The organism is Verrucomicrobiia bacterium (assembly GCA_036405135.1).
Lineage (GTDB): Bacteria > Verrucomicrobiota > Verrucomicrobiia > Limisphaerales > JAEYXS01 > JAEYXS01.
Genome location: DASWYF010000018.1, coordinates 24201 through 46169, shown reverse-complemented (window position 1 = coordinate 46169; position 21969 = coordinate 24201). Strand labels below are relative to the sequence as shown.

The 21969-nt window shown below is 55.8% G+C and carries 20 protein-coding genes; 11 read left to right on the top strand and 9 right to left on the bottom strand.

The window, feature by feature from the left end; translation table 11 throughout:
* The first annotated feature begins 2 nt into the window (after positions 1–2).
* From VGH19_08035 to VGH19_08015, 5 genes are all read left to right on the top strand, one after another.
* Complete coding sequence (locus VGH19_08035) at positions 3–455, top strand: hypothetical protein (protein ID HEY1171299.1); 453 nt, start codon at positions 3–5, stop codon at positions 453–455.
* 80 nt (positions 456–535) lie between these two features.
* Complete coding sequence (locus tag VGH19_08030) at positions 536–922, top strand: iron-sulfur cluster assembly accessory protein (GenBank protein HEY1171298.1); 387 nt, start codon at positions 536–538, stop codon at positions 920–922.
* 123 nt (positions 923–1045) lie between these two features.
* Positions 1046–1666, top strand: coding sequence for a hypothetical protein (locus VGH19_08025; GenBank protein HEY1171297.1), 621 nt, complete (start codon positions 1046–1048; stop codon positions 1664–1666).
* A 226-nt stretch (positions 1667–1892) separates the two neighbouring features.
* A complete protein-coding gene (locus tag VGH19_08020; GenBank protein HEY1171296.1) occupies positions 1893–2492 on the top strand; it encodes a hypothetical protein in 600 nt (199 codons plus the stop codon).
* Positions 2493–3045: 553 nt separating this feature from the next.
* Entirely contained in the window at positions 3046–5517 is a 2472-nt protein-coding gene (locus VGH19_08015; protein HEY1171295.1) for a sodium-translocating pyrophosphatase, read from the top strand.
* 101 nt (positions 5518–5618) lie between these two features.
* Here the strand turns inward: VGH19_08015 and VGH19_08010 are convergent, their stop codons facing one another.
* The 7 genes from VGH19_08010 to dacB all read right to left on the bottom strand — a co-directional run bounded on the left by VGH19_08010 (position 5619) and on the right by dacB (position 15251).
* Positions 5619–6119, bottom strand: coding sequence for a hypothetical protein (locus VGH19_08010; protein ID HEY1171294.1), 501 nt, complete (start codon positions 6117–6119; stop codon positions 5619–5621).
* Positions 6120–6443: 324 nt separating this feature from the next.
* Entirely contained in the window at positions 6444–9653 is a 3210-nt protein-coding gene (locus VGH19_08005; protein ID HEY1171293.1) for an efflux RND transporter permease subunit, read from the bottom strand.
* A 9-nt stretch (positions 9654–9662) separates the two neighbouring features.
* Entirely contained in the window at positions 9663–10787 is a 1125-nt protein-coding gene (locus VGH19_08000; protein ID HEY1171292.1) for an efflux RND transporter periplasmic adaptor subunit, read from the bottom strand.
* A gap of 31 nt (positions 10788–10818) precedes the next feature.
* Positions 10819–12240: an efflux transporter outer membrane subunit gene (locus tag VGH19_07995; GenBank protein ID HEY1171291.1), complete on the bottom strand. Its 1422-nt coding sequence runs from the start codon at positions 12238–12240 to the stop codon at positions 10819–10821.
* 8 nt (positions 12241–12248) lie between these two features.
* Positions 12249–12809, bottom strand: coding sequence for a TetR/AcrR family transcriptional regulator (locus VGH19_07990; protein ID HEY1171290.1), 561 nt, complete (start codon positions 12807–12809; stop codon positions 12249–12251).
* Between the two features lie 282 nt (positions 12810–13091).
* Positions 13092–13592, bottom strand: a complete 501-nt coding sequence (locus VGH19_07985) for a hypothetical protein (protein ID HEY1171289.1) — start codon at positions 13590–13592, stop codon at positions 13092–13094.
* Between the two features lie 114 nt (positions 13593–13706).
* Positions 13707–15251 (bottom strand): D-alanyl-D-alanine carboxypeptidase/D-alanyl-D-alanine-endopeptidase, encoded by a 1545-nt coding sequence (gene dacB / locus VGH19_07980; GenBank protein HEY1171288.1) that lies wholly within the window; start codon positions 15249–15251, stop codon positions 13707–13709.
* Between the two features lie 50 nt (positions 15252–15301).
* On the opposite strand from dacB, the gene VGH19_07975 reads away from it, so the two are divergent.
* Positions 15302–15799, top strand: a complete 498-nt coding sequence (locus tag VGH19_07975) for a tetratricopeptide repeat protein (GenBank protein HEY1171287.1) — start codon at positions 15302–15304, stop codon at positions 15797–15799.
* Between the two features lie 5 nt (positions 15800–15804).
* Here the strand turns inward: VGH19_07975 and VGH19_07970 are convergent, their stop codons facing one another.
* On the bottom strand, positions 15805–16170 hold the full coding sequence (locus VGH19_07970) for a hypothetical protein (GenBank protein HEY1171286.1): 366 nt from the start codon (positions 16168–16170) through the stop codon (positions 15805–15807).
* 141 nt (positions 16171–16311) lie between these two features.
* Between VGH19_07970 and VGH19_07965 the strand changes: the two genes are divergently transcribed.
* Entirely contained in the window at positions 16312–18672 is a 2361-nt protein-coding gene (locus VGH19_07965) for a hypothetical protein (GenBank protein ID HEY1171285.1), read from the top strand.
* Between the two features lie 107 nt (positions 18673–18779).
* On the opposite strand, the gene VGH19_07960 is transcribed toward VGH19_07965, so the two are convergent.
* Positions 18780–19556 carry a tRNA threonylcarbamoyladenosine dehydratase gene (locus VGH19_07960; protein HEY1171284.1) on the bottom strand — a complete coding sequence of 259 codons (777 nt, stop codon included), beginning with the start codon at positions 19554–19556 and terminating at the stop codon, positions 18780–18782.
* A gap of 272 nt (positions 19557–19828) precedes the next feature.
* On the opposite strand from VGH19_07960, the gene VGH19_07955 reads away from it, so the two are divergent.
* The 4 genes from VGH19_07955 to VGH19_07940 are packed head-to-tail and all read left to right on the top strand — an operon-like array spanning position 19829 to position 21962.
* Entirely contained in the window at positions 19829–20116 is a 288-nt protein-coding gene (locus VGH19_07955) for a hypothetical protein (protein ID HEY1171283.1), read from the top strand.
* Positions 20117–20144: 28 nt separating this feature from the next.
* Complete coding sequence (locus tag VGH19_07950; protein ID HEY1171282.1) at positions 20145–20426, top strand: CopG family antitoxin; 282 nt, start codon at positions 20145–20147, stop codon at positions 20424–20426.
* A gap of 28 nt (positions 20427–20454) precedes the next feature.
* Entirely contained in the window at positions 20455–21156 is a 702-nt protein-coding gene (locus VGH19_07945; protein ID HEY1171281.1) for a prepilin-type N-terminal cleavage/methylation domain-containing protein, read from the top strand.
* Positions 21157–21167: 11 nt separating this feature from the next.
* Positions 21168–21962 carry a type II secretion system protein gene (locus VGH19_07940; GenBank protein HEY1171280.1) on the top strand — a complete coding sequence of 265 codons (795 nt, stop codon included), beginning with the start codon at positions 21168–21170 and terminating at the stop codon, positions 21960–21962.
* Positions 21963–21969: the final 7 nt, after the last annotated feature.

Below are 21969 nucleotides of genomic sequence, written 5' to 3'. Positions count from 1 at the left end.
GCATGTCGATCCGTCATTTCCTCATTTTTCTGACGCTGGTCCAATTGGCTGCTTTGACTTTCGCGTCTGATATCGCCCTCCCATCCTCGGCCATCTCTAGTGGGGGTGGTAATAGCAGCGGTGGCCCTTATTCGCTATTAGGAACCATCGGTCAGCCTGCCACAATGATTTCCAGTAACGGCCAGTATCGGCTGGATCCTGGCTTTTGGGCTGTCGCCTTGGCTGTCCAAACGGAGGGTGCTCCCGTTCTTTCCATCCAACGCACTGGCAATCAGGTGATTTTATCGTGGAGCAGTTTGACGGATGAATTCGTTCTGCAAAAAACAACCACCTTGGGCGCAAGCCCGCTATGGCAGGATGTTTTGACATCCCCGGTAAGCAATGCTGAATCCCGGTCTGTAACCCTGGCCTTGCAGCCTTGGCACCAGTTCTTCCGCTTGCGCAAGCAACCGTAAACGGCTTTCACCGCCGTTTCCATTCTCCTCAATTCCCGCCCATTGACGCGCTTGCTTATCCCGCGTACGTTTTTCCTGACATGATTGCTGCCAGTGCCAATAAAGCCGCCGCGCCAGCCGGGTTTCGCGTGGGGGATGAGCGCCTGATCAAGGTGACGGATAACGCCGCCCGGAAGGTGAGTTCGCTGCTCACGAAGCAGGGGCGGCCGGAAGGGGTGTTGCGGGTGGCGGTGATCGGGGGCGGTTGCTCGGGCTTGCAGTATAAGATGGATTTGCAGGATAAACCGGCGAATCGCGACATCTTGGTAAACACGGGCGGGATCAAGGTGGTGGTGGATCCCAAGAGCGCGCTGTATGTGACGGGTTCGGAGCTGGATTATTCAGATGCCTTGCAAGACGGGGGCTTTAAGGTGAAGAATCCGAATGCGGCGACGAGTTGCTCGTGCGGCGAGAGTTTCAGTGCTTAGACGGTTTCATTTGCCTGCCTTCGGGCGATGTCAGGCATTCTCAGTTAGTCAGTCAAGTCGTCGGTGAGGGCGCGGGCCAGCCGTATCAAGTTGTAACCTATCTACGCTAGCCAGGCGAAGACCATGACCGATTATTTCGTATTGTTGAATGAACCGCGTCGTCCGTCGATGGATGTCGAGGCGTTGAAGGGCAAGTTTTTGTCGTTGAGCGGCGAGGTGCATCCAGATCGTTTCCATAACGCGGGCGAGGAGGAGAAGGCCGCGGCGAATACGCGTTACACGGAGTTGAACACGGCGTATCGGACCTTGAGTGTCACGAAGGATCGATTGTTGCATTTGCTCACGCTCGAAGCGGGCGCTAAGCCGAAGGAAATCCAGAATATTCCACCCGGTGCGATGGAGTTGTTCATCGAGGTGGGCCAGATTTGCAAGCAGCTCGATTACTTTCTGCTGGAGAAGGGCAAGATGCAGTCGCCGATAGTGAAGGCGCAGCTCTTTCAGCGCAGTCTCGAATGGACGGATGAGGTGCAGGCATTGCAGGAGAGTTTGAGAGAGCAGCAGGATCAGTTGGAGGCTGAGTTGCAGACGCTGAACGCCGCGTGGGAAAAAGCACCGGCTATCGGAGATGCCGCTAGGGCAGGGGCACTGCCGCTCACGCGCTTGGAAGATATCTACCGCAGCTTCAGCTACCTCACGAAATGGAGCACGCAATTGCAGGAACGCTTCGTGCAACTGGCCGTATAAAAGGAGCGCGGCTCTCCGAGCCGCAGCAACATCCGCCAATCAAACAGTGTTAAAAGCAATGCCAACGGGAAATGCTACCACCCTCGCCCCGGGAAAGGAACTTTTCACCAGGCCAAAGTGTGAAAAACTTGGAAGACGTTTCCAACAGTTGAGCCTTATTGCATTGCTACTGCTCTTTACCCCGTCACTTCACGCGGCTGAAACCTGGCCCGACGCCCTCCGCGTCATGCCCCTCGCCGAACACGCGCGCGAGATCAACGAAACGAATTTCGCTCCCCTCATCCTGAATTCGTTCGGCTCGAACACTGTCGTGAAAGGCATCGTTCTCATGCCCGGCGCGACCGATGAATTCTACTTCTTCCATCGCGCCACCACGAAGCTGAGTGCCACGGATACAAACCTTCTCGCCGCACTCATCGCGCTTACGAATCAAAGCCGCATCCGAATCCTCCATCGTCCGCCGTTCCTGCTACTGCATACGGATGAAGACTACGTGGTGCCGAAGCTCGAGGTCACCAGTGATAAAATGGCCGCCCGTCTCCGGGCCACACCTTTTCTCCCGCACATCGTTTATGATGATGTGGACTGGGATTACCTCCACCCGATCATGGCGAAAAAGCTCGATGCGATTTTCTGGCCTCCTCCAAACACTCGCGACTCATGGCACTTCTACCGCCACTCCTTCGCTGGCTGGAATCTGACCGGATGGGAAACCGTGGAAGCCGTCGCGCTTTCCGGCAAAAGCACCTTCCTCCTCCAGCGCTCCTTCTTCAAAGGTCGCCCCCAACTGACCTTCAAGCCCGACCGTCGCAAGTTGAAGAAATGACAGTTTCACGTTCGAGACAGCTCTCTACGTCGCTCACAGATAAGGAATTGGTCCATTTCGACCAGTTTCACGAATGAGATCTGTATAAAAAACGACACCCTGTTTTCATAGGGTAGGGGCAATCAGCGGAAGTTCTCTGTAAGTCCCTCCAAATCAACGTTTCCAGAGGTTGGTACGGCCTGTGCTATCACGAGTATCCATGATGGCAATACAACATTCTGACAACTGGAATGAAGTATTCAAACCTACCGTTCGCATCACTTCGATGCGCGCTAAAAGGCCCATCTCACGTCCCACCTCCGACGCCGGGTTCGAACCGTCGTTCTTCTAAACGTTGAGTTGTTGCCTGGCGGTTGGCGAAAGCCAACCGCCAGTTTCTTTTTCACGATAGCCTCATGGTAGTGGGGCAGGCGCCTTCGCCTGCCTTTGGTCGGACAGGCGCCCCCGCCTGTCGATTCGATCTCGCGTGTCTGTTGGTGTCCATTCGTGGTTCTCCTCCCCAAACAAAATTGTCGTAATCCCATTTCTGGTGCATACTACAGGTAACACCCTTATGCGGAACACGAAGATCACTCTTCTAGGGCTTCTGGGCATTCTGGGATGTAACATCCAAGGTTTTGCCGGTGAGGCGGACATTCATCTCCCCAATCTGCAAGATGTCGTCTTTCCCTTGCCGGGCTTCCAGCTCGGCGGCATGGCCATCTTGTACTCCGGACTCGTCGTCTGTGCGCTCGCTACATTCTATGGTTGGCGACAATACCGCCAGATCGACGCCTTGCCCGTCCACCCGCGCATGCGCGATGTCTCCAACATCATCTGGGAGACGTGTAAAACGTATCTGTTCCAGCAAGGCCGCTTCCTCTCCATGCTCTGGCTCCTCATCGCCGCGTGCATGGTTTATTACTTTTTCTTCCTGCAAGAGAAAGGCATTGGTGCCGTGCTGCTCATCTTGTTCTGTTCCATTCTCGGCATCTTGGGCTCTTACGGAGTGGCGTGGTTCGGCATCCGCATCAACACCGTGGCGAACAGTCGCGCGGCTTTCTCCGCGCTGACGGGCAAGGCGCTGCAAACATTGAATATCCCGTTGCAATCCGGCATGAGCGTCGGACTCTTGCTCGTCAGTGTGGAACTCTTCTTCATGATCTGCATCCTCGCCTTCCTGCCGAAAGATTTGGTTGGCGCCTGCTTCATCGGCTTCGCCATCGGCGAATCCCTCGGCGCCAGCGCACTCAGAATTTGCGGCGGCATCTTCACGAAGATCGCAGACATCGGTGCCGACCTCATGAAGATCGTCTTCAAACTCCCTGAAGATGATCCGAAAAATCCCGGCGTCATCGCCGATTGCACCGGTGATAACGCAGGTGATAGCGTCGGTCCCACCGCCGATGGTTTCGAGACCTACGGCGTCACCGGCGTTGCCCTCATCGCCTTCCTGGCTCTGGCTTTGGTCGCCGCGCCCGCCATCTGCGGCACGCTCATCATCTGGCTCTTCGCCATGCGCATCCTCATGGTGATCACCTCGCTCGTCTCTTATTTCGTGAACGACCGCTTAAGCCATTCAAAATTCAGCACGCAAAAAGATTTCGATTTCGAAGCCCCGCTCACCAGCCTCGTCTGGATCACCTCCATCGTCTCCATCGTGGTGACGTTCGCTGCGAGCTGGCTTTTGCTCAGCAAACTCGCCGGATTCGAAGAGCTCTGGTGGGTGCTCTCCGTCATCATCAGTTGCGGCACTATTGCCGGGGCGGTGATTCCCGAGTTCACCAAGATCTTCACCAGCACTCACTCGAAGCACGTGAAAGAAGTCACGAACGCCTCTCATCACGGCGGTGCTTCGCTCAATGTCCTCTCCGGTTTTGTTGCCGGTAACTTCTCCGCCTTCTGGACCGGTCTTGTCATCCTTGCTCTGATGTTTGTTGCCTACCTCATGTCACAACATCACGCCATGCTTGGTATGATGCCGGAGAAATACGCCTTCGCTGCGCCCATCTTCGCCTTCGGCCTCGTCGCGTTTGGCTTCCTCGGCATGGGCCCCGTGACCATCGCCGTGGATAGCTTCGGCCCTGTCACCGACAACGCCCAATCCGTCTACGAACTCAGCCAGATCGAAGCGCAACCGGGCATCGCGGATGAGATCAAAAAGAACTTCGGCTTCACTCCTGATTTCGAGGGCGCGAAGCATCAATTGGAAAAAGGTGATGGAGCAGGGAACACCTTCAAGGCCACTGCCAAGCCCGTGCTCATCGGCACAGCGGTGGTGGGCGCCACCACCATGGTCTTCGGCATCATCCTTTTACTTGAGCAACTCTACGGAAACGTCGTGCCGCGCCTCAGCCTCGTGCAGCCCGAGATCATCCTGGGCCTCCTCATGGGCGGCTCCGTCATCTACTGGTTCACCGGCGCATCCACGCAAGCCGTCGTCACCGGTGCCTATCGTGCCGTCGTCTTCATCAAAGAAAACATGAAGCTCGATGCCACCACCGCCTCCATTGCGGACAGCAAGAAGGTCGTCGAGATTTGCACCGTCTACGCACAGAAGGGCATGGTGAACATCTTCATCGTCATCTTCTGTTTCTCCCTCGCGCTGCCATTTTTCAGCCCCTACTTCTTCATCAGTTATTTGGTCGCGATGGCCTTCTTCGGCCTGTTCCAAGCCGTTTTCATGGCGAATGCAGGTGGCGCTTGGGATAACGCCAAGAAGATCGTAGAAGTGGACCTGCGCATGAAAGGCACGGAGCTCCACGCCGCCACCGTCGTCGGCGATACCGTGGGCGATCCCTTCAAAGACACTTCCTCCGTCTCACTCAATCCCGTCATCAAATTCACCACGCTCTTCGGTCTGCTCGCCGTGGAGATCGCCGTGACCATGCAGAATCAAACGCTCAAATACGGCATCGGCATCGTGTTCTTCCTCGTGGCGCTATTCTTTGTTTATCGCTCCTTCTACAACATGCGCATCCCGGAAGCAGATATGGGGACAGAGGGCGAAATGGTCATCGGCGCACCGGATGATAAGTTGGAATAAAGACGCGATCTTGAAGAAACAACAGAAGCCTGCCGATGCCCTGGCTTCGGGTTAATGGGGCCTTACAGGCGACATCGGTCCCGATCAGTCTCGGAACTGGTTCACAGCGATTTCCACTGCATACTGTTGCCGTGACGGGGGGCGGGTGCTTTGACCTTGAAGAAAGCCGTGGCTCCAGGCGGTTGCGACATCCCGGCAAAACTCGCTTCGTTGAAACTGCTTCCCGAAGATGCATTGATCCAATGGGACGCCTGCTCCAGACTCGTGAACAGCATCGCCCGGTAGCTTGACGACATCGCTTCGATATACTTCTGAAATGTAACGGCCGATGAATGGGTCGGGATACTGGTGATGATCGCCACGCGATGCGTCTGATCTGCACCGGCATTCCGCGTCATCGTCTCCACGAGCGAGCAGATTTGTGTATTGGCTAGAAGTATCTCGCAACGCTGCCAGTCCCAGACTATCGTCATACCTGCTTGGTAAAGCGGGTGATTCAGCAAGCCGTTGAGGGCCACGCAGAAGTCCACATAGTCGCAGCAGCCTTGGCCAGTGAAGTAGGCTGTCCGGCGGGAGGTATCAAGATCAAATGAGAAACTCATAATAACACCGGTGCTTTGGGTTGGTTGCAGTTAATACCTGTTTTTTATTTGGCGCAACCCGCAATCCCCTTAATCACCCAAAATGCCTATGTAACCAAATTGGACACCCCGGGGCAAATTTTGAATGCCCCGCAAATGCCTGGTAACGTGTGTTTTGAGAAGGTTGATGTGGGTTTCTGCCCGGCTGCACTTACAACCTGCTGGACAATCTTTCCGGGGATGTCGTTAAGCCTGAGGAACTAAACAATAATTTCTATTCTAAAAACTAAAACGGCGGCCAGGACTGATCTTGGCCGCCGCTTCTGATTATATGCTTTATAAGTGCTAGGCAGACGCCTCCGGCGAAGCGTCGGGACTCGGCTGCACAGGCGTCGCAGCTTTGCTGGTCACGGTCTTTTTCTTCGGGCTGATGAGGATATACACCACCGGCACGATGTAGAGCGTGAGGAAGGTGGATGTGATCATGCCCGCCACCACCGCCACACCCAGAGGACGACGGCTGACGGATGCTTCACCCAATCCCATAGCCACCGGCAAGATGCCGATCACGGTGGAGAACGCCGTCATCAAGATCGGGCGCAAACGCGTGCGACCGGCCTCAAGCATGGCATTCACGGCGTCCATGCCTTCTTCCATCTTCTGGTTCGCGAATTCCACCAGCAAGATGGAGTTCTTCGTAACCAGTCCCAGCAGCAGCACGATGCCGATGAGGCTGTACACATTCAACGTCATGGAGGGGATCTCCGGCAGATTCGTGGTGAGCCACGCGATCGGTTTCGGCAATGCCTCCAGCGGCGCGTAGAATTTGATCACCGCGAATTGGTTCACCATGCTCAGCAGGAAGATGCCGCCGAACGCGCCGAAGAGCGCGAGGGGCAGGGCGAGCATGATGACGAACGGATGGCGCAAACTCTCGAACTGCGCCGCCAGCACCATGTAAACGATGAGCAGTGCGAGGATGAGCACCTGGATGGACTCCGTTGTGCCGGACTTGATCTCGTCCGCCTCCCCGTCCCAGCGGTATTGCACGCCGGGCGGCAGAGACTTGGCGAGGATCTCTTCCGTTTTCACCACCGCTTCACCGAGCGACATGCCTTGTACCTGTGCAGCGATGGTCACGGCACGTTGACGGCCGAAACGATTGATCGCATTCGGCGAGCCTTGCTGCTTCTCCACCACCACGCTGGAAGCAGGGATGAGCTGCCCATTGCTGGAGCGGAGGTAGATATCCTCCAAGCTCGCCGGCACCAGACGGCCTTCCCGCTCAAGTTGCGCGATGACCTTGTATTCCTTGCCCTTTTGATTGTAGCGCGAGACATCCAGACCACCCCACATGAGCTGCAAGGCTTCGGACGCTTCGCGCACGCTGATGCCGAGATTCGCGGCCAGATCGCGGTCGATATTGATCGCGAGCTGTGGCTGCTGGAAGTTCAGGTTCAAGCGCGGTTGCGCAAGGAAGCCAGCCGCAGCCAGTTCGGCACGCACCTGATTGCCGACGACTTCGAGCTGTTCCAGGTCCCCGCCCTGCAAGACCAATTGGTATTGCTCGGCCGAGAAACCGGTGGACTTGGGCAGCACCGTGATCGCCTGCACGCCTTTGATCTCGCTGATCAAACGCGTGAACATGGACCCCATTCCGCCCGGGCGTGCGATCTCGATGGCGGATTTACGTTCTCCATCCTTCAACTGCACGAACATGATGCCGAAGTCCGGTTCACCTGGCGCACCACGGGCGAGGGCGACCGCAGAGAACATACCGACCGTCTCGGGATATTCCTTAGCGATCCTCTCGGCCTGTTTCACGAACTGGTCCGTGTATTCGCTGGTCGCGCCTTCCGGGCCGAACATGATCACGAACACGTAACCTTTGTCGTCATCCGGCAGGAATTCCTTCGTCAGTTTCGTGTAGAGGCCGTAGGTGCCCAAGAGCGTGAGCAGGGCCACGAACACGACGAGGAACTTGCGCTTCACCGCCCAGCCAAGTGAACGGTGGTAGACGCGATCCCACGAACTGAACATGCGCTCCAGGAAGTTATACACCTTGCCATGCGAAGCGGGCTCATGCTTCAAGATACGGGCGCACAGGGTAGGGGTGAGCGTCAGCGCCACGAAGGCCGAGATGACGACGGAACCCGCCGTTGCGACTGCGAATTCCTTGAACAGAATGCCCGTCGTACCGGATTGGAACGCGATCGGCAGGAACACCGCGACCAGTGTGATGGTGATCGCCACAACGGCCGTGGTGATCTCCTTCACGCCTTTCAGCGCTGCCTCCATCGGCGTCATACCGGCTTCGATATGACGATAGATGTTCTCCAACACCACGATCGCGTCATCCACGACGACACCCACCGCCAGCACCATCGCCAGCAGCGTGAGGATGTTGATGCTGTAGTTCAGCACGTAGAGGATCATGAACGTGCCGATCAATGAGATCGGCACGGCGATCATCGGGATGAGCGTCGAGCGGAAGTTCCTCAGGAACGCGAGCATGATGATGAGCACCAGCACAAAGGCGATGAGGATCGTTTCCTGCACCTCTTTGATGGACTGGCGTACGAAAGTAGAGGAGTCGTATGCGATGGTCGTCTCCACGCCGGTTGGCAGGAAGGGCTTGATGCGCTCGACTTCCGCTTTTACGGCATCCGCGACTTCCACGGCGTTCGCCTCGGATTGCTTCACGATACCCAGACCCACGGCGGGGCGTTGGTTGTAACGCGCGATCGTACGCTCTTCTTCCACGCCCATCTCTATCTTCGCAACTTCAGCCAGACGCACGGGGGCGCCGTTCTGATAGCGCACGATGAGCTTCTCGAACTGCTCGGGACGGTTCAATTTGCCGAGTGTGCGGACAGACATCTCGCGGTCGTAGTTCTCCAGGCGGCCGGAGGGAAGCTCGATGGAGTTATCACGGAACAGGCGGGTGATGTCTGAGGCGGTCACTTCGCGGGCCGCCATCTTCTTTGCATCAAGACGCACACGGATGGCCTGACGCTTTTCCCCGCCGAAGTTCACACCACCCACACCGGGCAGCGTTTGCAGACGGTCCTTGAACTGGCGTTCGCCGATTTCCGTCAGCTCCAGCGTGGAATAACGGTCGCTATATAGGGCTATCCAGAGAACTTCCTGCGCATTGGCGTCCTGCTTCGCGATGATCGGCTCCTCGATGTCTTCCGGCATCAACTGGCGCGAGCGGGCGATACGGTCGCGAACATCTTGTGCGGCCACGTCCACCTGGCGGTCCAGCTCGAAACGCACCGTGATGATGCTGACCTCTTCACGGGAGATGGAGGTGAGCGTCTTGATGCCGGGGATCGTGTTGACCTCCTGCTCGATACGCTCGGTGACCTCGGATTCCATGACCTCGGCGCTCGCACCACGATAAACCGTGGTGATGGTGACGATCGGCGGATCCACGTCAGGCAATTCGCGCACCGGGAGGCGCAGGTAACCGACCACGCCGAAGAGCACAATCAAGAGATTGAGCATCCACGCGAAGATCGGCCGACGGATACAAAGTTCAGGCAGTGACATACGACAAAGTTATTTGGCAGCCGGGGAATTGGTGGCAGGAGCAGCAGCCGGAGCCGTTGCAGGGGCATTGGTGCCTTCCGCCGGAGCATCCGGGCTGTGCACCACGTTGGCACCATCAACAAGTTTCTGGGTGCCGCTTACGACGATCTCTTGCGTGACGACGAGGCCGGAGGCGATCTCCACCTTGCCGGGCATGCGCACACCGAGTTTCACCGGTTGCACGCGAGCCGTGCCATTGGTGACGACATAGACGGAAAAGGATTCCAGACCGGCGACGAGTGCGCCTTCCGGAATGACCACGCCATTATCGCGACGGCCTGTGACCAGTTCCACACGGGCGAACATGCCGGGCTTGAGCAAGCCTTCTGCATTCTCCGCGAGCAAACGGATCTGCGCCGTGCGCGTGGTGGCATCGACTTCGGGATTGATGAGATCCACCTTGCCGGTGAACACCTTGTCACCATATGCACCCACGCGGACGCGTGCTTCCTGTCCCACTTTCACATGAGCGAGCTGGCGTTCCGGGATGCGGAAGGTGATCTTCACCTTGGAGAGATCCACGAGCGTGACGAGAGTGCCACCTGCGTTGACGAATTGCCCCAAGCTCACCATGCGCGGACCGGCGATGCTATCAAACGGCGCGTAAAGTACGCGATCGGCGAGGCGTTCTTCCTCCACCTGACGCGTGGCCTTGCGCACATTCACCTGGCTGGCGAGTTGGTCCACTTCCTGTTGGGAGATGGCCTTCGTGCCCGCGAGTTGTTTGGCGCGATCAGCGTTTTGGCGGGCGAGGTCTTCCTCAGCCTTCACCTGGGCGACTTGCGCGGCTTCCTTGCTGGAATCCAGCTCGAACAGTTTCGCGCCTTTCTTCACCAAATCACCTTCTTTGAAGAGGATGGTCTGGATGAGGCCGGACACCTCCGGCTTGATCTCGACGCGTTCATTGGCCTCGATGGAACCGACGGCAGTGACGGTATCTTCCACAGCTTCGATGACGGGCTTGCCGAAGATCACGCCGGTGGGCGGTTGCGGCGGTGGGGCATCACCACCAGATTGCTTGCACCCGGTCAGGACCAGACCGGTGACCGCGACGAGCGGCAACGCGAAAAACAGGGAACGGGCAGGTTTCAACATACGGTGTGTTTTCAGGTTCAAAATTCAGAAATTATTCCCAGCCACCGCCGAGGGCCTTGATGAGCCGGACGGTGCCGAGGACTTGTTCATTCGCTACACGGACACGCGCCAGCTCATTGATGAGCCGGGCGTTTTCAGAATCGATCACTTCGAGGAAGTTGATGGAGCCAGCGCCATAACGATCCAGCGAGAGCTTCGCCGCAGAGGTGGCAGCATTCGCGGCTTCATTGCGGGAATGCGCTTCGCCGCTGAGGAATTGCAGGGCGGAGAGGCTGTCCTCCACTTCCTTGAACGCGACGAGGATGCTTTGCTTGTAGTTTAGCACGCTCTCTTCATACGTCGCGCGCGTGCGCTCCACGTTCGCTTTGTTACGACCACCGGCGAAGATTGGAATCGTGACGCCCGGTCCGAGTGACCAAGTGCGGCTGTTCCAATCAAAGAGATCGGTCAACTCACCGCTCAGATAACCGCCACCGGCTGTGAGGCGCACAGAAGGGAAGCTCGCGGCTTGCGCGATACCGATCTGGTGCAGCTTCGCTGCCATATCACGCTCAGCAGCCGCCACGTCCGGACGACGCTCCAGCAAGCTGGACGGCAAGTCGGGCGCGATCTGCGGGATCTTCGCCGGTCCTTGCGTGACTTTGACTTCGAACTTCGAAGCCGTCGTGCCGCAGAGCAGGGCGAGCGTGTTGATGATCGCCGCACGATTGCGTTGCGCAGCACCAAGGTCCGCTTCCGCCGAGGCGACTTCCACTTTCGCGCGTTGCACTTCAAATTCACTGCCGATGCCTGCGCCAAGGCGTTGATCGAAAATTTTCAGCGCTTCCCGACGCAACTCGATGGCGCGATTCAACAATTCGATCTCACGATCCAGCGATTGCAGCGCGAAGTAGTTCAATGCCACATCTGCTTGCAGACCGAGCAACACCGTCTGATGCGCGGCCACGGAGCTGAGCGCGAGTTGCTGCGAATACTGGAACGAGCGCTTCACCTTGCCCCACAGATCGACCTCGTAGCTGAGATCGAACGGCACCGTCCATTGCGACTGCGTGAAGCTCGGCACGGGGAAGGGGATAGGCGCGGGCGCATTCGCGGACGTGCGATAGCGCGCCCAGTTTGCGCCGCCATTCACCGAAGGATAAAAGCTGGAACGCGAGACGCGAGCGTTCGCGCGGGCTTGCTCCACGCGTTGGAACGCGGCTTGGAGGGAGAGGTTATCTTCCGCTGCCTTCGCTTGCAGTTCGTTCAGGGCGGGGTCGTTGAAGACTGTCCACCATTCACCACGTGGCACGTGGTCCTTCGGCTCGGCGGTCTTCCAGCGCCAGGCTTCGGGGGCTTCCACCTTGGGGCGGGTGTATTCGGGACCAAGTTTGCACGAAGTGGCAAGTATTCCAGCCACCAAGGCCATCGTGGCGGCAGAAAGCTGACGTCGGTTCAATACCTTCTTGGGCATAAAAGGGACTAGTTTTTAAAGCGGATCTGGACCGTCTGATCGGACATGGCGAGCAGCTTCGCATGAAAGCGCGCACGCTGGGCATCGTCCAAGGGGAAGATTTGCAGCATCTCCAGGAGCCACAAACCATCGGCCGCCATCATCACCATCATGGCGTCATCAAAATCGACATCGGAATCCTGGAACTCCTTGAACACCCGGCGATAATGGGCACGCACGGGATCAAGCAGCTTGGGATTGTTCGCCCCGGCGGCGAGGAGGGGAGCGCAGGTCTCACGCATGCCGCCTTCCACCTGAAACGCGGCATCCACATATGAGCGCAGTTTCATGGCAGCATCACCACCGGCTTGGAGAGCAGCTTCCGCCCGTTGGGCTTCGCACTTGCCCACTTGGCGAGCAATCATGGCTTCCAGCAGGGATTCTTTGGTGGGGAAGTTGTAGAGCAAGCCGCCTTTGGAGATACCAGCCCGTTCGGCCACCGCATCAAGGGTCATATGGACAGCACCGGACTCCCGCACGACCGACTCAGCGGCGTCGAGAATGGCGTCCTTGGAACTTGGGCGGCTCATAACTTTACTTACCAGACGGTAGAAAACCGTCTAGTCGGTAAAGTTTCAGCTAAGTAAATAAGAGTCAAGTGTCTGATTTAAGATTTTTTGAAAGGTTGGGGAGAATGGCGAGAGCAAAATTTGCTAAGTGCGTAGGTAGGGCGTGTCTGTCCTCAGCGCTCCCGCCGTCAAAGCCTGCGAGTTTCAAACGTCAAAGGCCGTCGTAACGACTGCAACTTACAAGTAGAGATTTTGAAGTCTGAATATGCGCAAGGCCCTGAATTTCTTAGCCATGGCTGAAGGCTAAGAAGTTGAAGCCGGGGGAGGTGTTTGCGTTAGATGATAAAATTTTGCGACTAATTTATCCATCTTAGCCATCTTGCTTTTCATGACTTCCATTCGTGCGTCTCGTATTTTTAAGCAAACTTGGAAGGCCTCAGCAAAGTCCTCTTTACGCCCAAGTGAATCGGCAGATTTAGCAAGCATCCCTAATGCTATAATCCAATCTCTTTGGCAGGCTTCCAAAAATGATGAGACTTTCTCGGGACTATGTTCATCTAAACTGTCGCCTATCCCATCTTGATAACGACAAATAGAGTCGATTGCATCCATTGCTTTAAATCTCATTTCTTTCGATCCAGTACAGAGAAAAAACACGAAGAATGCCTGTAATAATTGTTCTTTGGGATATGGCAATAGTTTTGCATCAACAGGGAAAATTTTTGGAGTCTCTTCCCTCTGCATCATTGCTCCATATTTTTCTACCATTTCTTTCCAGTGGTTATTGATGAAATCTATGTCCATATGTTTTCCCTCGCTTCTTTTTGATATTAAAAACGCTAGCGAGGTGCTCAGTATTCGTGCAAGGAGAAACCGATGGATTAGGCAATCGGTTCCACTGACTTATGCTATCCAGCACTACTTCACCGTCTTAAACCCCGACTCCGCCAACCACAGGACAATCTGATCCAGATCATTCCGTGCCGATGGTCCATTCACCGGCGCGATGTGTGCGTTAGAGAGTAGGGAGAAGACGAAGCGTTCGCCGGTGCGATTGGTCACATAACCGGAGAGCGCATTCACATAACGCAGTGAACCGGTCTTTGCCTGTACGTTGCCTTCCGCGAGCGTGCCTTTCATACGCAGACGCAACGTGCCATCTTTCCCTGCGATGGGCAGTGAATCGAGGTAAGCGTCCTTGTAAGTATGCTTGGCCATGTATTCGAGCAACTTCACCGTGGCGCGTGGCGTGACGAGTGCGCCGCGTGAAAGGCCAGAGCCTTCTTCGATCAATACATCGCCAGCGGTCACACCGATCTTTTGCATGAAGGCACTCATGCGACGCACGCCGATGTCTTCAGTGGTGGCGGATAAATCTTTCGCGTGATCCGCATGACGCGCGGCGACTTGGAGGAGGAGCAGTTGCGCGTAGAGATTTTGTGAGGGCTTCATCATGTGCTTCACCAGTTCTCGCATCGGCGGGGAGGAAACGCTGGTGAGTTCGATCAAATCATCCGGCTTGCTGAGACTGCCCGCTTTGTCATCCGCGGTGATGCGGCGCACGTCGCCTTTCACTGGGATGCCACGCTTGATCAGCGCATCTTTCACCGCTTGCGCGAACCACAGGGCAGGGCGGGGCACGGTGACGGCTTCTTCCACGGCCTTGCCGCCCAAAGGCACGCGACCCGTAACGGTAACAAGGTTGGAGCCCGGCTCACGCGTGACAGTAATGGAAGCGCGCGCATTCGTCGCGGCGGTCTGCACGCGATTGATGAATTGCAGCAAAGGTGTGAACGGTTTCAGTTCGATGTGCGCAGTATCGCCCAGTTTTTTGCCGGGCGTGATGGCAAGGTCCACGGTGTTGTCTTGATACGTGCAGGCGGAGACTTCGGCACCGTAATAATATTGCAGATCATCCCACGTCCACGCATTGCCGAAGGAGGGACCGCGAAAGAAGCTTTCATCGGCCACGATGTCGCCATGAATGCGCTTGATGCCAGTAGACACAATCGCGTCGATAAGCGGGCGCAATGCAGCTTCGCGATCGCCCTCGTGGAAGCGGGAGGAGAAAGAGAAATCACCGCGTCCGATGATGACGAGGTCGGTGCTTAACGTGCCGCTCTTGGAAGGTTTCTTTTTTGCGGCGATAGAAGTGATGATGCGGTAGTCCGGTCCTAATTCCTCCAAAGCCAGCGCACCTGTATAGAGTTTGTTGTTGGATGCAGGTTTCAGGCGTTTCTGCGAATCATGCTCAAACACCAGCTTGCCCGTATCGAGGGATTTGATCTGGATGCCCCATTGGGAGGAGGCGAAGCGAGGTTGCTGCACGAATTGCGTAAGGCGTTGTTTGAGCTGGTCGGATGAGGTGGCGGAGTTTGTCTGTGCTTGCGCCCGCACGGCATTGAACCAGCAGAGACAGGTGGTGATCAGCAGGGCGGAGAAGACTTGGCTTGGGTGACGCATCACGCAGAAGCATTTTGCCAAACGCGTCCGGATGCAATATTGGATTGTGTGTGGACGCGATCGAGCCGCCTGACATACATCATTTGAATGCCGCCCGGGGCTGGTTGGAACTGGGCAATGCGGAGGAATCGTGGCTTGAGCTTGAGGAGATATTGCCGCGTTGGAACGAACATCCCGATGTGCTAAACCTCCTGTGGGATCTTTATGCAGCAGAGAAAGCCTGGCCCAAGGCGCTTGCAACCGCACGCCAGATGGTCACGCGTTATCCCGATAGCGTCGCCGGTTGGATCCACCAATCCTACGCACTACATGAGATGAAGCAGACCATGGAAGCGCGGGATGCGCTTTCAAAAGCGGTCGGCCGTTTTCCAAAAGAAGGCACCATACCTTACAATCTGGCGTGCTACGAGTGCCAGCTAGGGGAGATCAATACGGCCAAACGCTGGCTGGCCTTGGTGGAAAAGGTCTTGGGAAAAGAAGTGCTGAAGGAGATGGCCACAGACGATGATGACCTGCAGCCTTTGTGGGATTACGTGAAAAGCTTGTGAAAACTTTAACTGGCTTGGGGTGAATCCAAAGCCAAGCGATCTCGCCGCCATTTCTTTAGGGAGAGAACCACAATCAATCCCCACATCGGAAAGACGAATGCCGGATGAGTCATGACGGTTTCTATCTGTTCTTTGCTCCAGTTTTGAAACAGGAAGAATTGCAAGAGGAAGATTCCCGGAATGATTGCGATGATTGTCAGCCCGTCGCGGCGGGAGACAGGCTTTTTCATTTCGCTCCGTGTGATCAACAACAGGCTGGAGATGGCGATCAACGTGTTCGCTTCATTGCTGCTACCACTAACGAACAACCCACAAGCAACCATGATCGCGATAACCCAAAGGGCCATGCGAAGTGGACTGATGGTACTCATAAAAGCGATGTTGAACCAAAAACCTCAAATAGTCAAACCGGCGATCTGAATGTCTTTTCACTTGGCAGTTTTGCGTGCGGCGGCTTTGTTATGAGGAACATGTTCACCGTTGTGAGTCACTTGCGGTTCCGCCGTTATTGCGTGAGCGCCATCCTTTTTGTGTTGGTGGCGGGCAGTTCATTTTTTCTGCTGGCTGCCGAGAATGAGAAGGGGGAATCGAAAGGTAAGACGAAGAACATCTACGCGCCGCGTCATGACCCGGCGGATATGCCGTTCCGCAATGCGCCGATGAGCAAGGCTGTCCGCAGTGTGGTGGTGCCACTCTCCACGAATATGCACGTGGCTTTCGATACGGAACTCCTGCGCACACATGTGGCTTGGGAAGGGGAGACACTGAACCTTTGGGGCGCGGTTTATCACGGTGCGAAGGACCGGTTTTATTGCGACTATAATGGTAAAACGCTCTGGGAAGAACCGCCGGTTTTTCCCTGGCTGATCCGTGAACTGATGGCGAACCGGGGCTATGAGGATGTGGTGCCGAAATCCCGTTACCTCGGGTTGAGCACCAAAGCTGGCGGCACCACGCTCATGTATGAGCTTATAACTGGTGAAAAAGAGGTGATACGCGTGCATGAAACTCCAATGCACCGGCCGGTGATCGGACCGGGCACGGTGGAGAGACGCCTGGAGATAAGCCCGACCAAACGCAGCCTCTCTTTTGCCGCGCATGTCAGCAAGCATCCGCTCATCACTAATGGGGTGCCAGCCGGGATGTTCGTCTTTGACCGCGGTACCAATGTGCTTCTGGTGACGGCCCGCTCCAGTGCCAATCTGAAATTGGAAACCCGTACGGAGCCCAGCGCCTATCCGATGTATGTATGGCGTGAAAACAAGAACGACAGCGTGAGGGATATGGTCCCTGGTTCAGGCGAGGAGACGCGGATCTATGTGCGCATCCCTGTGCATCGTCAATCCATCGCGGTCGAAGTCTTGAGCTTGGTGGCGGACAATTTGGCGGATGCACTGGCCCGCCTCGAAGCCATCCCGAAGACGGAGCTGCAATTGCCTGCCATGAGTTTGCCGGACAGCAAGGAGCCTGCGCTCATGTCTAGCGCGGTGAAAGTCGTTCCCAGTGCGAAAGGTTTCGTGCTTCCAGCAGGGGATGCGGCGTACAAGCTGGAAGCGTTTCCGCTGCCGCCGGAGATCGAATTGTTGGTGACGGGAATGGACTTTATGCCGAATGGCGATCTCGTGGTGTCCACGTGGTTGGGAGATGTCTACATCGTTGAACAGGCGCAAGGCACTCCCGGTGGGGCGAAGTATCGCCGTTTTGCCCGGGGGCTCAATGAGCCGGGCGGGGTGAAGGTCATCAACGGATTCATTTATGTCGTCCAGAAGCAGGAGCTGACCCGTCTCATCGATACGGATGGAAATGGCGAGGCAGACCGTTTTGAATGTCTGAACCAAGGTTGGGGCTTCACCGGGAATTATCATGACTTCAGCTTCGGTCCCGCGAAGGATAATACCGGTAACTTGTACGTGATGCGCAATGGCAATCGCGGACTGTATGAAATTCCTAACATGGGCTGGTGCCTGCAGTTAACGCCGGATGGGCAGACGCTCGCTCCGTTTTGCGATGGGCTACGTTCACCGAATGGCTTCGGCACGTATCAGGGCGATATCTTCATGACAGAGAACCAGGGCAACTGGGTGGGCGTGTGCAAGCTCACTCACATGCAGCAAGGCAGGTTTTTCGGATTTCCCTCTACCAAGCCTTCGCCGAAAGAAACGCACTTCGATGCCCCGAAACAATTTGATCCGCCAGCCGTGTGGTTCCCTTACAGCCTCGCGAAATCGGTCAGCGGCTTTGACACGATTCCTGAAGGCTTCGGGCCTTTCACCGGGCAGTTGATGGTGGGAGATTTTCAGAATGCCATCGTGATGCGGGTGGCGTTGGAGAAGGTGAATGGCGAGTGGCAGGGGGCGGTGTTTCCGTTCGCGAAAGGTTTTGGTTCCGGCGTGAACCGGCTCGTGTTCGGCCCGGATGGCAAGCTGTACGTGGGTGGGTGCAAGAACAAGGCTTGGGCGGCGGTCGCACCCAAGGAGTATTCACTCGATCGCGTGAGCTTCACGGGCAAGACACCGTTTGAAGTGAAGGATGTGAAAGCGTTGAAGGATGGATTTGAACTGACCTTCACGGAGCCTGTGGCGGCTGATACCGGTGCTCTGGCGGACAGTTATGATATGGTCCAGTTCGGCTACCACTATCATCAGAAGTATGGTTCGCCGGAATTGGATCACGAAGGGAAGGAGAACAGCTCCACCGGCATCAAGGTGACCAAGGCCGCGCTCTCTGCAGACCGCCTGAAAGTGAAGCTGACTGTGGATGGGTGGAAGACGGGTTACGTGACGATGGTGCGTTGCCTGGATGTGGCGAATGATGACGGGAAGAAACTTAGGCACGATACATTCTGGTACACGTTGAACCAGATACCGAAGTAAAATCTTAAATCCCAAGCTCCAAACGCCAGAGAAACTTCAAACATCAAAATGAAGTCTCCGGTTGGTGTTTGATAGTTGGAGCTTGGTGTTTTGGATTTGGGATTTCTTCAGGCTTTCTGCGCCAGTATCTTTTCCACCAGCTTCGCTGCGGCGGCGAAGCCGAAAGCTCCGGTGACGAACGTCGCCGCACCATAGCCGCTTTCGCAGTTCATTTTCGTATCGGTGCCTTCCTCGCGGACTTCGCAGACGGAGCCATCGCTTTGCGGGAACATCGGCTGTTCGGGAGAGAATACGCAATCCACCTTCATCGGTTTTTTACCGCCGGGAAAACCATAGTTCTGGCGGAGGAGTTTCCGAGTCTGTTGCAGGAGCCGGTCATAGGTCGCTTCGCTGAGATCGGCATAACGAAGTGCGGTGGGATCACGGCGGCCACCCGCACCGCCTGAGACGACGATGGGTATGTTGCGCTTATGACATTCGGCGATGAGCAGGGCTTTGTGCTTGAGACTGTCGATGGCGTCCAAGACGCCGGAGTAGGAGATGGCCAGAAGCTCTTCGGCAGTTGTGGCGGTAAAGAACTTCAAGGTGGCATTGACCCGGCATTCGGGATTGATGGCGAGAACGCGTTCCTTGAGGACTTCCACTTTAGGTTGGCCGATCTTGGAGGCGAGGGCAGGGAGCTGACGATTGGTGTTACTGATGCAAACCTCATCCAAGTCAATAAGGGTAAGCTCGCCTACACCCGTCCGTGCCAAGGCTTCGACTGCCCACGAACCGACACCGCCAACGCCAACCACACAGGCGTGAGATTGACGCAACCGGTACAGCATTTCACGCCCGTATAAACGGGCGATGCCACCGAATCTGGCTTCGTAGTCATTCATGGAACACTGGTCACTGCCAATAGTTGTGAGGAATCATCCTCAGCCGCAGGCACTTCACAAGGCAGAATTTAAGGGGTTGCATGTCGGGTAAGGGCGTGAGAAGACATACCCAGACTGGTCTAAGTATCTGGCAGGGCGATTGCTAGCTGGATTTTGGCGTTTCCCGTTTCCCAAGGTTATTGAGCATTTTGCAAGTTGACAGTTTGGCAATCGGGATGTAAATACATTGTAATCACATTGCATGGGCGATTCATATACGAACCACATAGTGTATGGAATTTGATTGGAACAATCCGTCGTTTGAGTTCACCGAAGAACTGACTCAGCGAGATATCGAAGAATCCTTTGAGGATCCATTTGCAGTACGTCTCATGCCCGACTCGCCCCGCTTCTCCGTCCAATCGCGCTATTTCAACTTGGGCAAGGCCACTCGCGGTAGCGGCATTTTCAGCGTCTACCGGACAAACGGCAAAATGATCCGGGTCATACTGGCCCGCACATTTGTGCCGGAGGAACAATTCTTTTATCAACGCAAACAGGAACAGGTTTTGGCGAAGTGAATAACCGCCGATACCAACCCGATATACCATGAGCCTGCACGCCATCACAAACTGGGAAGATGTGCCGCTGTTCGACCGCGAAGAGGCCGAGGCGGATTTTTGGGCCAGTACGCGGGCCGATCTCCGGCTCATGGAAACGTCCGTGGTGCCGTTCTCCGAATCATCGGAGTCCGTCACCATCACCTTGCGTATCGACCCGCGCATGCTGGCGCGCATCAAGCGTTTGGCGCGTTCCCGCTACTTGAACTACCAGAGCATGATCAAGCAGTGGTTAAGCGAGCGGATGGAGCAGGAACTGGGAGAGCGTTGATTTCGATTTTGATCTGAACACAGGCAACATGAAGCTGAGCCAAAAACACGGGAAAAACAGGGGAGCGTTCACGCTCATCGAGATGCTGGTGGTGATCGCCATCATCGGTATCCTGGCGGGGATCACGTTTCCTGTGGTCAAGGGAGTGATGGTCAAGCGTGCCAAAGCCGGTGCCAAGGCCCAGATCGAAAATCTGGACACGCTTATCAATTCCTATCACGCCCAGTTCAACAGTTACCCGTTGGACAATCCGGACCTGAGCCTGCCCAAGCGCAATGCCGTGCATCCGCTCTATTACGAGCTGATGGGTTCCACCTTCAATTCTACGATGAGCCGTTATGAAACGGTGTCTGAAAACATCTTGGAAAATGAAGTGCGCAATCACTTTAAACAGGATGGCCTGCGCAACGTGACGCATGATGCGAACAACCCCGAGTCTCCCAAGTCCAAGACCTTCCTTGAATCCCTCAATTCCACCGATGTGGAGAGCCTCCGTACGATTGACGGGGCGAACATCCGTCTCCTCAAAGCCCGCGTGAAAGACGTGGAGATGAACATGATCACGAATGCCAGCGGATCCTTGTTCAATCCTGTACGTTATGTCTCCACGAATCCGACGAACAATCAGGGGCGGTTCGATCTGTGGATCGAGTTTGAAGTGGGCGGCAACCGTTACCGGGCCAGCAACTGGGAGAAGGACGTGATCACTTTGGAAAGAGCGCCGCAATAATGATTTTGAACATGAAAGCAAAAGTGAAATTTTCGGGCATGAGGGGAAATACTCGCGGCTTCACGCTGATCGAGATGCTGGTGGTCATCGCCATCATCGCCATTCTGGCGGGCATGTTGATCCCGGCCTTGAGTAATGCCAAAAAGAGAGCCCAGATCGCACGGACCAAGAACGAGATTTCACAGTTGGAACAGTCCATCATCGCGTTCAAGGCCACCTATAGCATCTGGCCGATGGATGCGGACAATCGCGGTGCGGGCCAGCCGGACTTCACCTATGGCACCTCAGGATTATTACTGCCGGACAGCTCGCCAGAGTACACCGGCTCGGATGTGGTGGTGAACAATTTCGTGGGGCGGCAAACCAATAACGCCGCGATCATGCCCATCCTCATGGGGCAGGCGCATACGATGCACAACCCCAATCACCTGAACAACCCGCAGAAGAAGGAATACATCAATCCCAAACGCGCGTCCGCAGATCGTCTGGCCGGTTTGGGACCCACGGATAACGTATACCGTGATGTGTGGAAGAATCCCTTTTTCATCACCATTGACGCGAACTATGATGGTGTGACCCAGGACGGCTTCTACTCCCGCATGGGCGTTTCGCTCAAGGACCCGAGCGTCACCACCGATCCCAACGGTCAGAACGGTCTCTTCAGCAAATCCGGCAATCCCAGCAATAATGATTTCGTGTTCCGCGGGCCCGTGATGATCTGGAGCAAAGGGCCGGATGCCAAATCCGATCCGAACATCTCCGCTGATGCAGGTGTGAACACGGACAACGTCCTGAGCTGGAAATAAAATAAGA

Bases quoted from the DNA above. Each gene is read 5' to 3' on its own strand.
- VGH19_08000 (HEY1171292.1), bottom strand. From the start codon at position 10,787: ATGTTGAAACCTGCCCGTTCCCTGTTTTTCGCGTTGCCGCTCGTCGCG.
- VGH19_07995 (HEY1171291.1), bottom strand. From the start codon at position 12,240: ATGCCCAAGAAGGTATTGAACCGACGTCAGCTTTCTGCCGCCACGATG.
- VGH19_08010 (HEY1171294.1), bottom strand. From the start codon at position 6,119: ATGAGTTTCTCATTTGATCTTGATACCTCCCGCCGGACAGCCTACTTC.
- VGH19_07990 (HEY1171290.1), bottom strand. From the start codon at position 12,809: ATGAGCCGCCCAAGTTCCAAGGACGCCATTCTCGACGCCGCTGAGTCG.
- VGH19_07985 (HEY1171289.1), bottom strand. From the start codon at position 13,592: ATGGACATAGATTTCATCAATAACCACTGGAAAGAAATGGTAGAAAAA.
- VGH19_07940 (HEY1171280.1), top strand. From the start codon at position 21,168: ATGAAAGCAAAAGTGAAATTTTCGGGCATGAGGGGAAATACTCGCGGC.
- VGH19_08035 (HEY1171299.1), top strand. From the start codon at position 3: ATGTCGATCCGTCATTTCCTCATTTTTCTGACGCTGGTCCAATTGGCT.
- VGH19_07950 (HEY1171282.1), top strand. From the start codon at position 20,145: ATGAGCCTGCACGCCATCACAAACTGGGAAGATGTGCCGCTGTTCGAC.
- dacB (HEY1171288.1), bottom strand. From the start codon at position 15,251: ATGCGTCACCCAAGCCAAGTCTTCTCCGCCCTGCTGATCACCACCTGT.
- VGH19_08005 (HEY1171293.1), bottom strand. From the start codon at position 9,653: ATGTCACTGCCTGAACTTTGTATCCGTCGGCCGATCTTCGCGTGGATG.
- VGH19_08020 (HEY1171296.1), top strand. From the start codon at position 1,893: ATGCCCCTCGCCGAACACGCGCGCGAGATCAACGAAACGAATTTCGCT.
- VGH19_07955 (HEY1171283.1), top strand. From the start codon at position 19,829: ATGGAATTTGATTGGAACAATCCGTCGTTTGAGTTCACCGAAGAACTG.
- VGH19_08025 (HEY1171297.1), top strand. From the start codon at position 1,046: ATGACCGATTATTTCGTATTGTTGAATGAACCGCGTCGTCCGTCGATG.
- VGH19_07945 (HEY1171281.1), top strand. From the start codon at position 20,455: ATGAAGCTGAGCCAAAAACACGGGAAAAACAGGGGAGCGTTCACGCTC.
- VGH19_07970 (HEY1171286.1), bottom strand. From the start codon at position 16,170: ATGAGTACCATCAGTCCACTTCGCATGGCCCTTTGGGTTATCGCGATC.
- VGH19_08015 (HEY1171295.1), top strand. From the start codon at position 3,046: ATGCGGAACACGAAGATCACTCTTCTAGGGCTTCTGGGCATTCTGGGA.
- VGH19_08030 (HEY1171298.1), top strand. From the start codon at position 536: ATGATTGCTGCCAGTGCCAATAAAGCCGCCGCGCCAGCCGGGTTTCGC.
- VGH19_07960 (HEY1171284.1), bottom strand. From the start codon at position 19,556: ATGAATGACTACGAAGCCAGATTCGGTGGCATCGCCCGTTTATACGGG.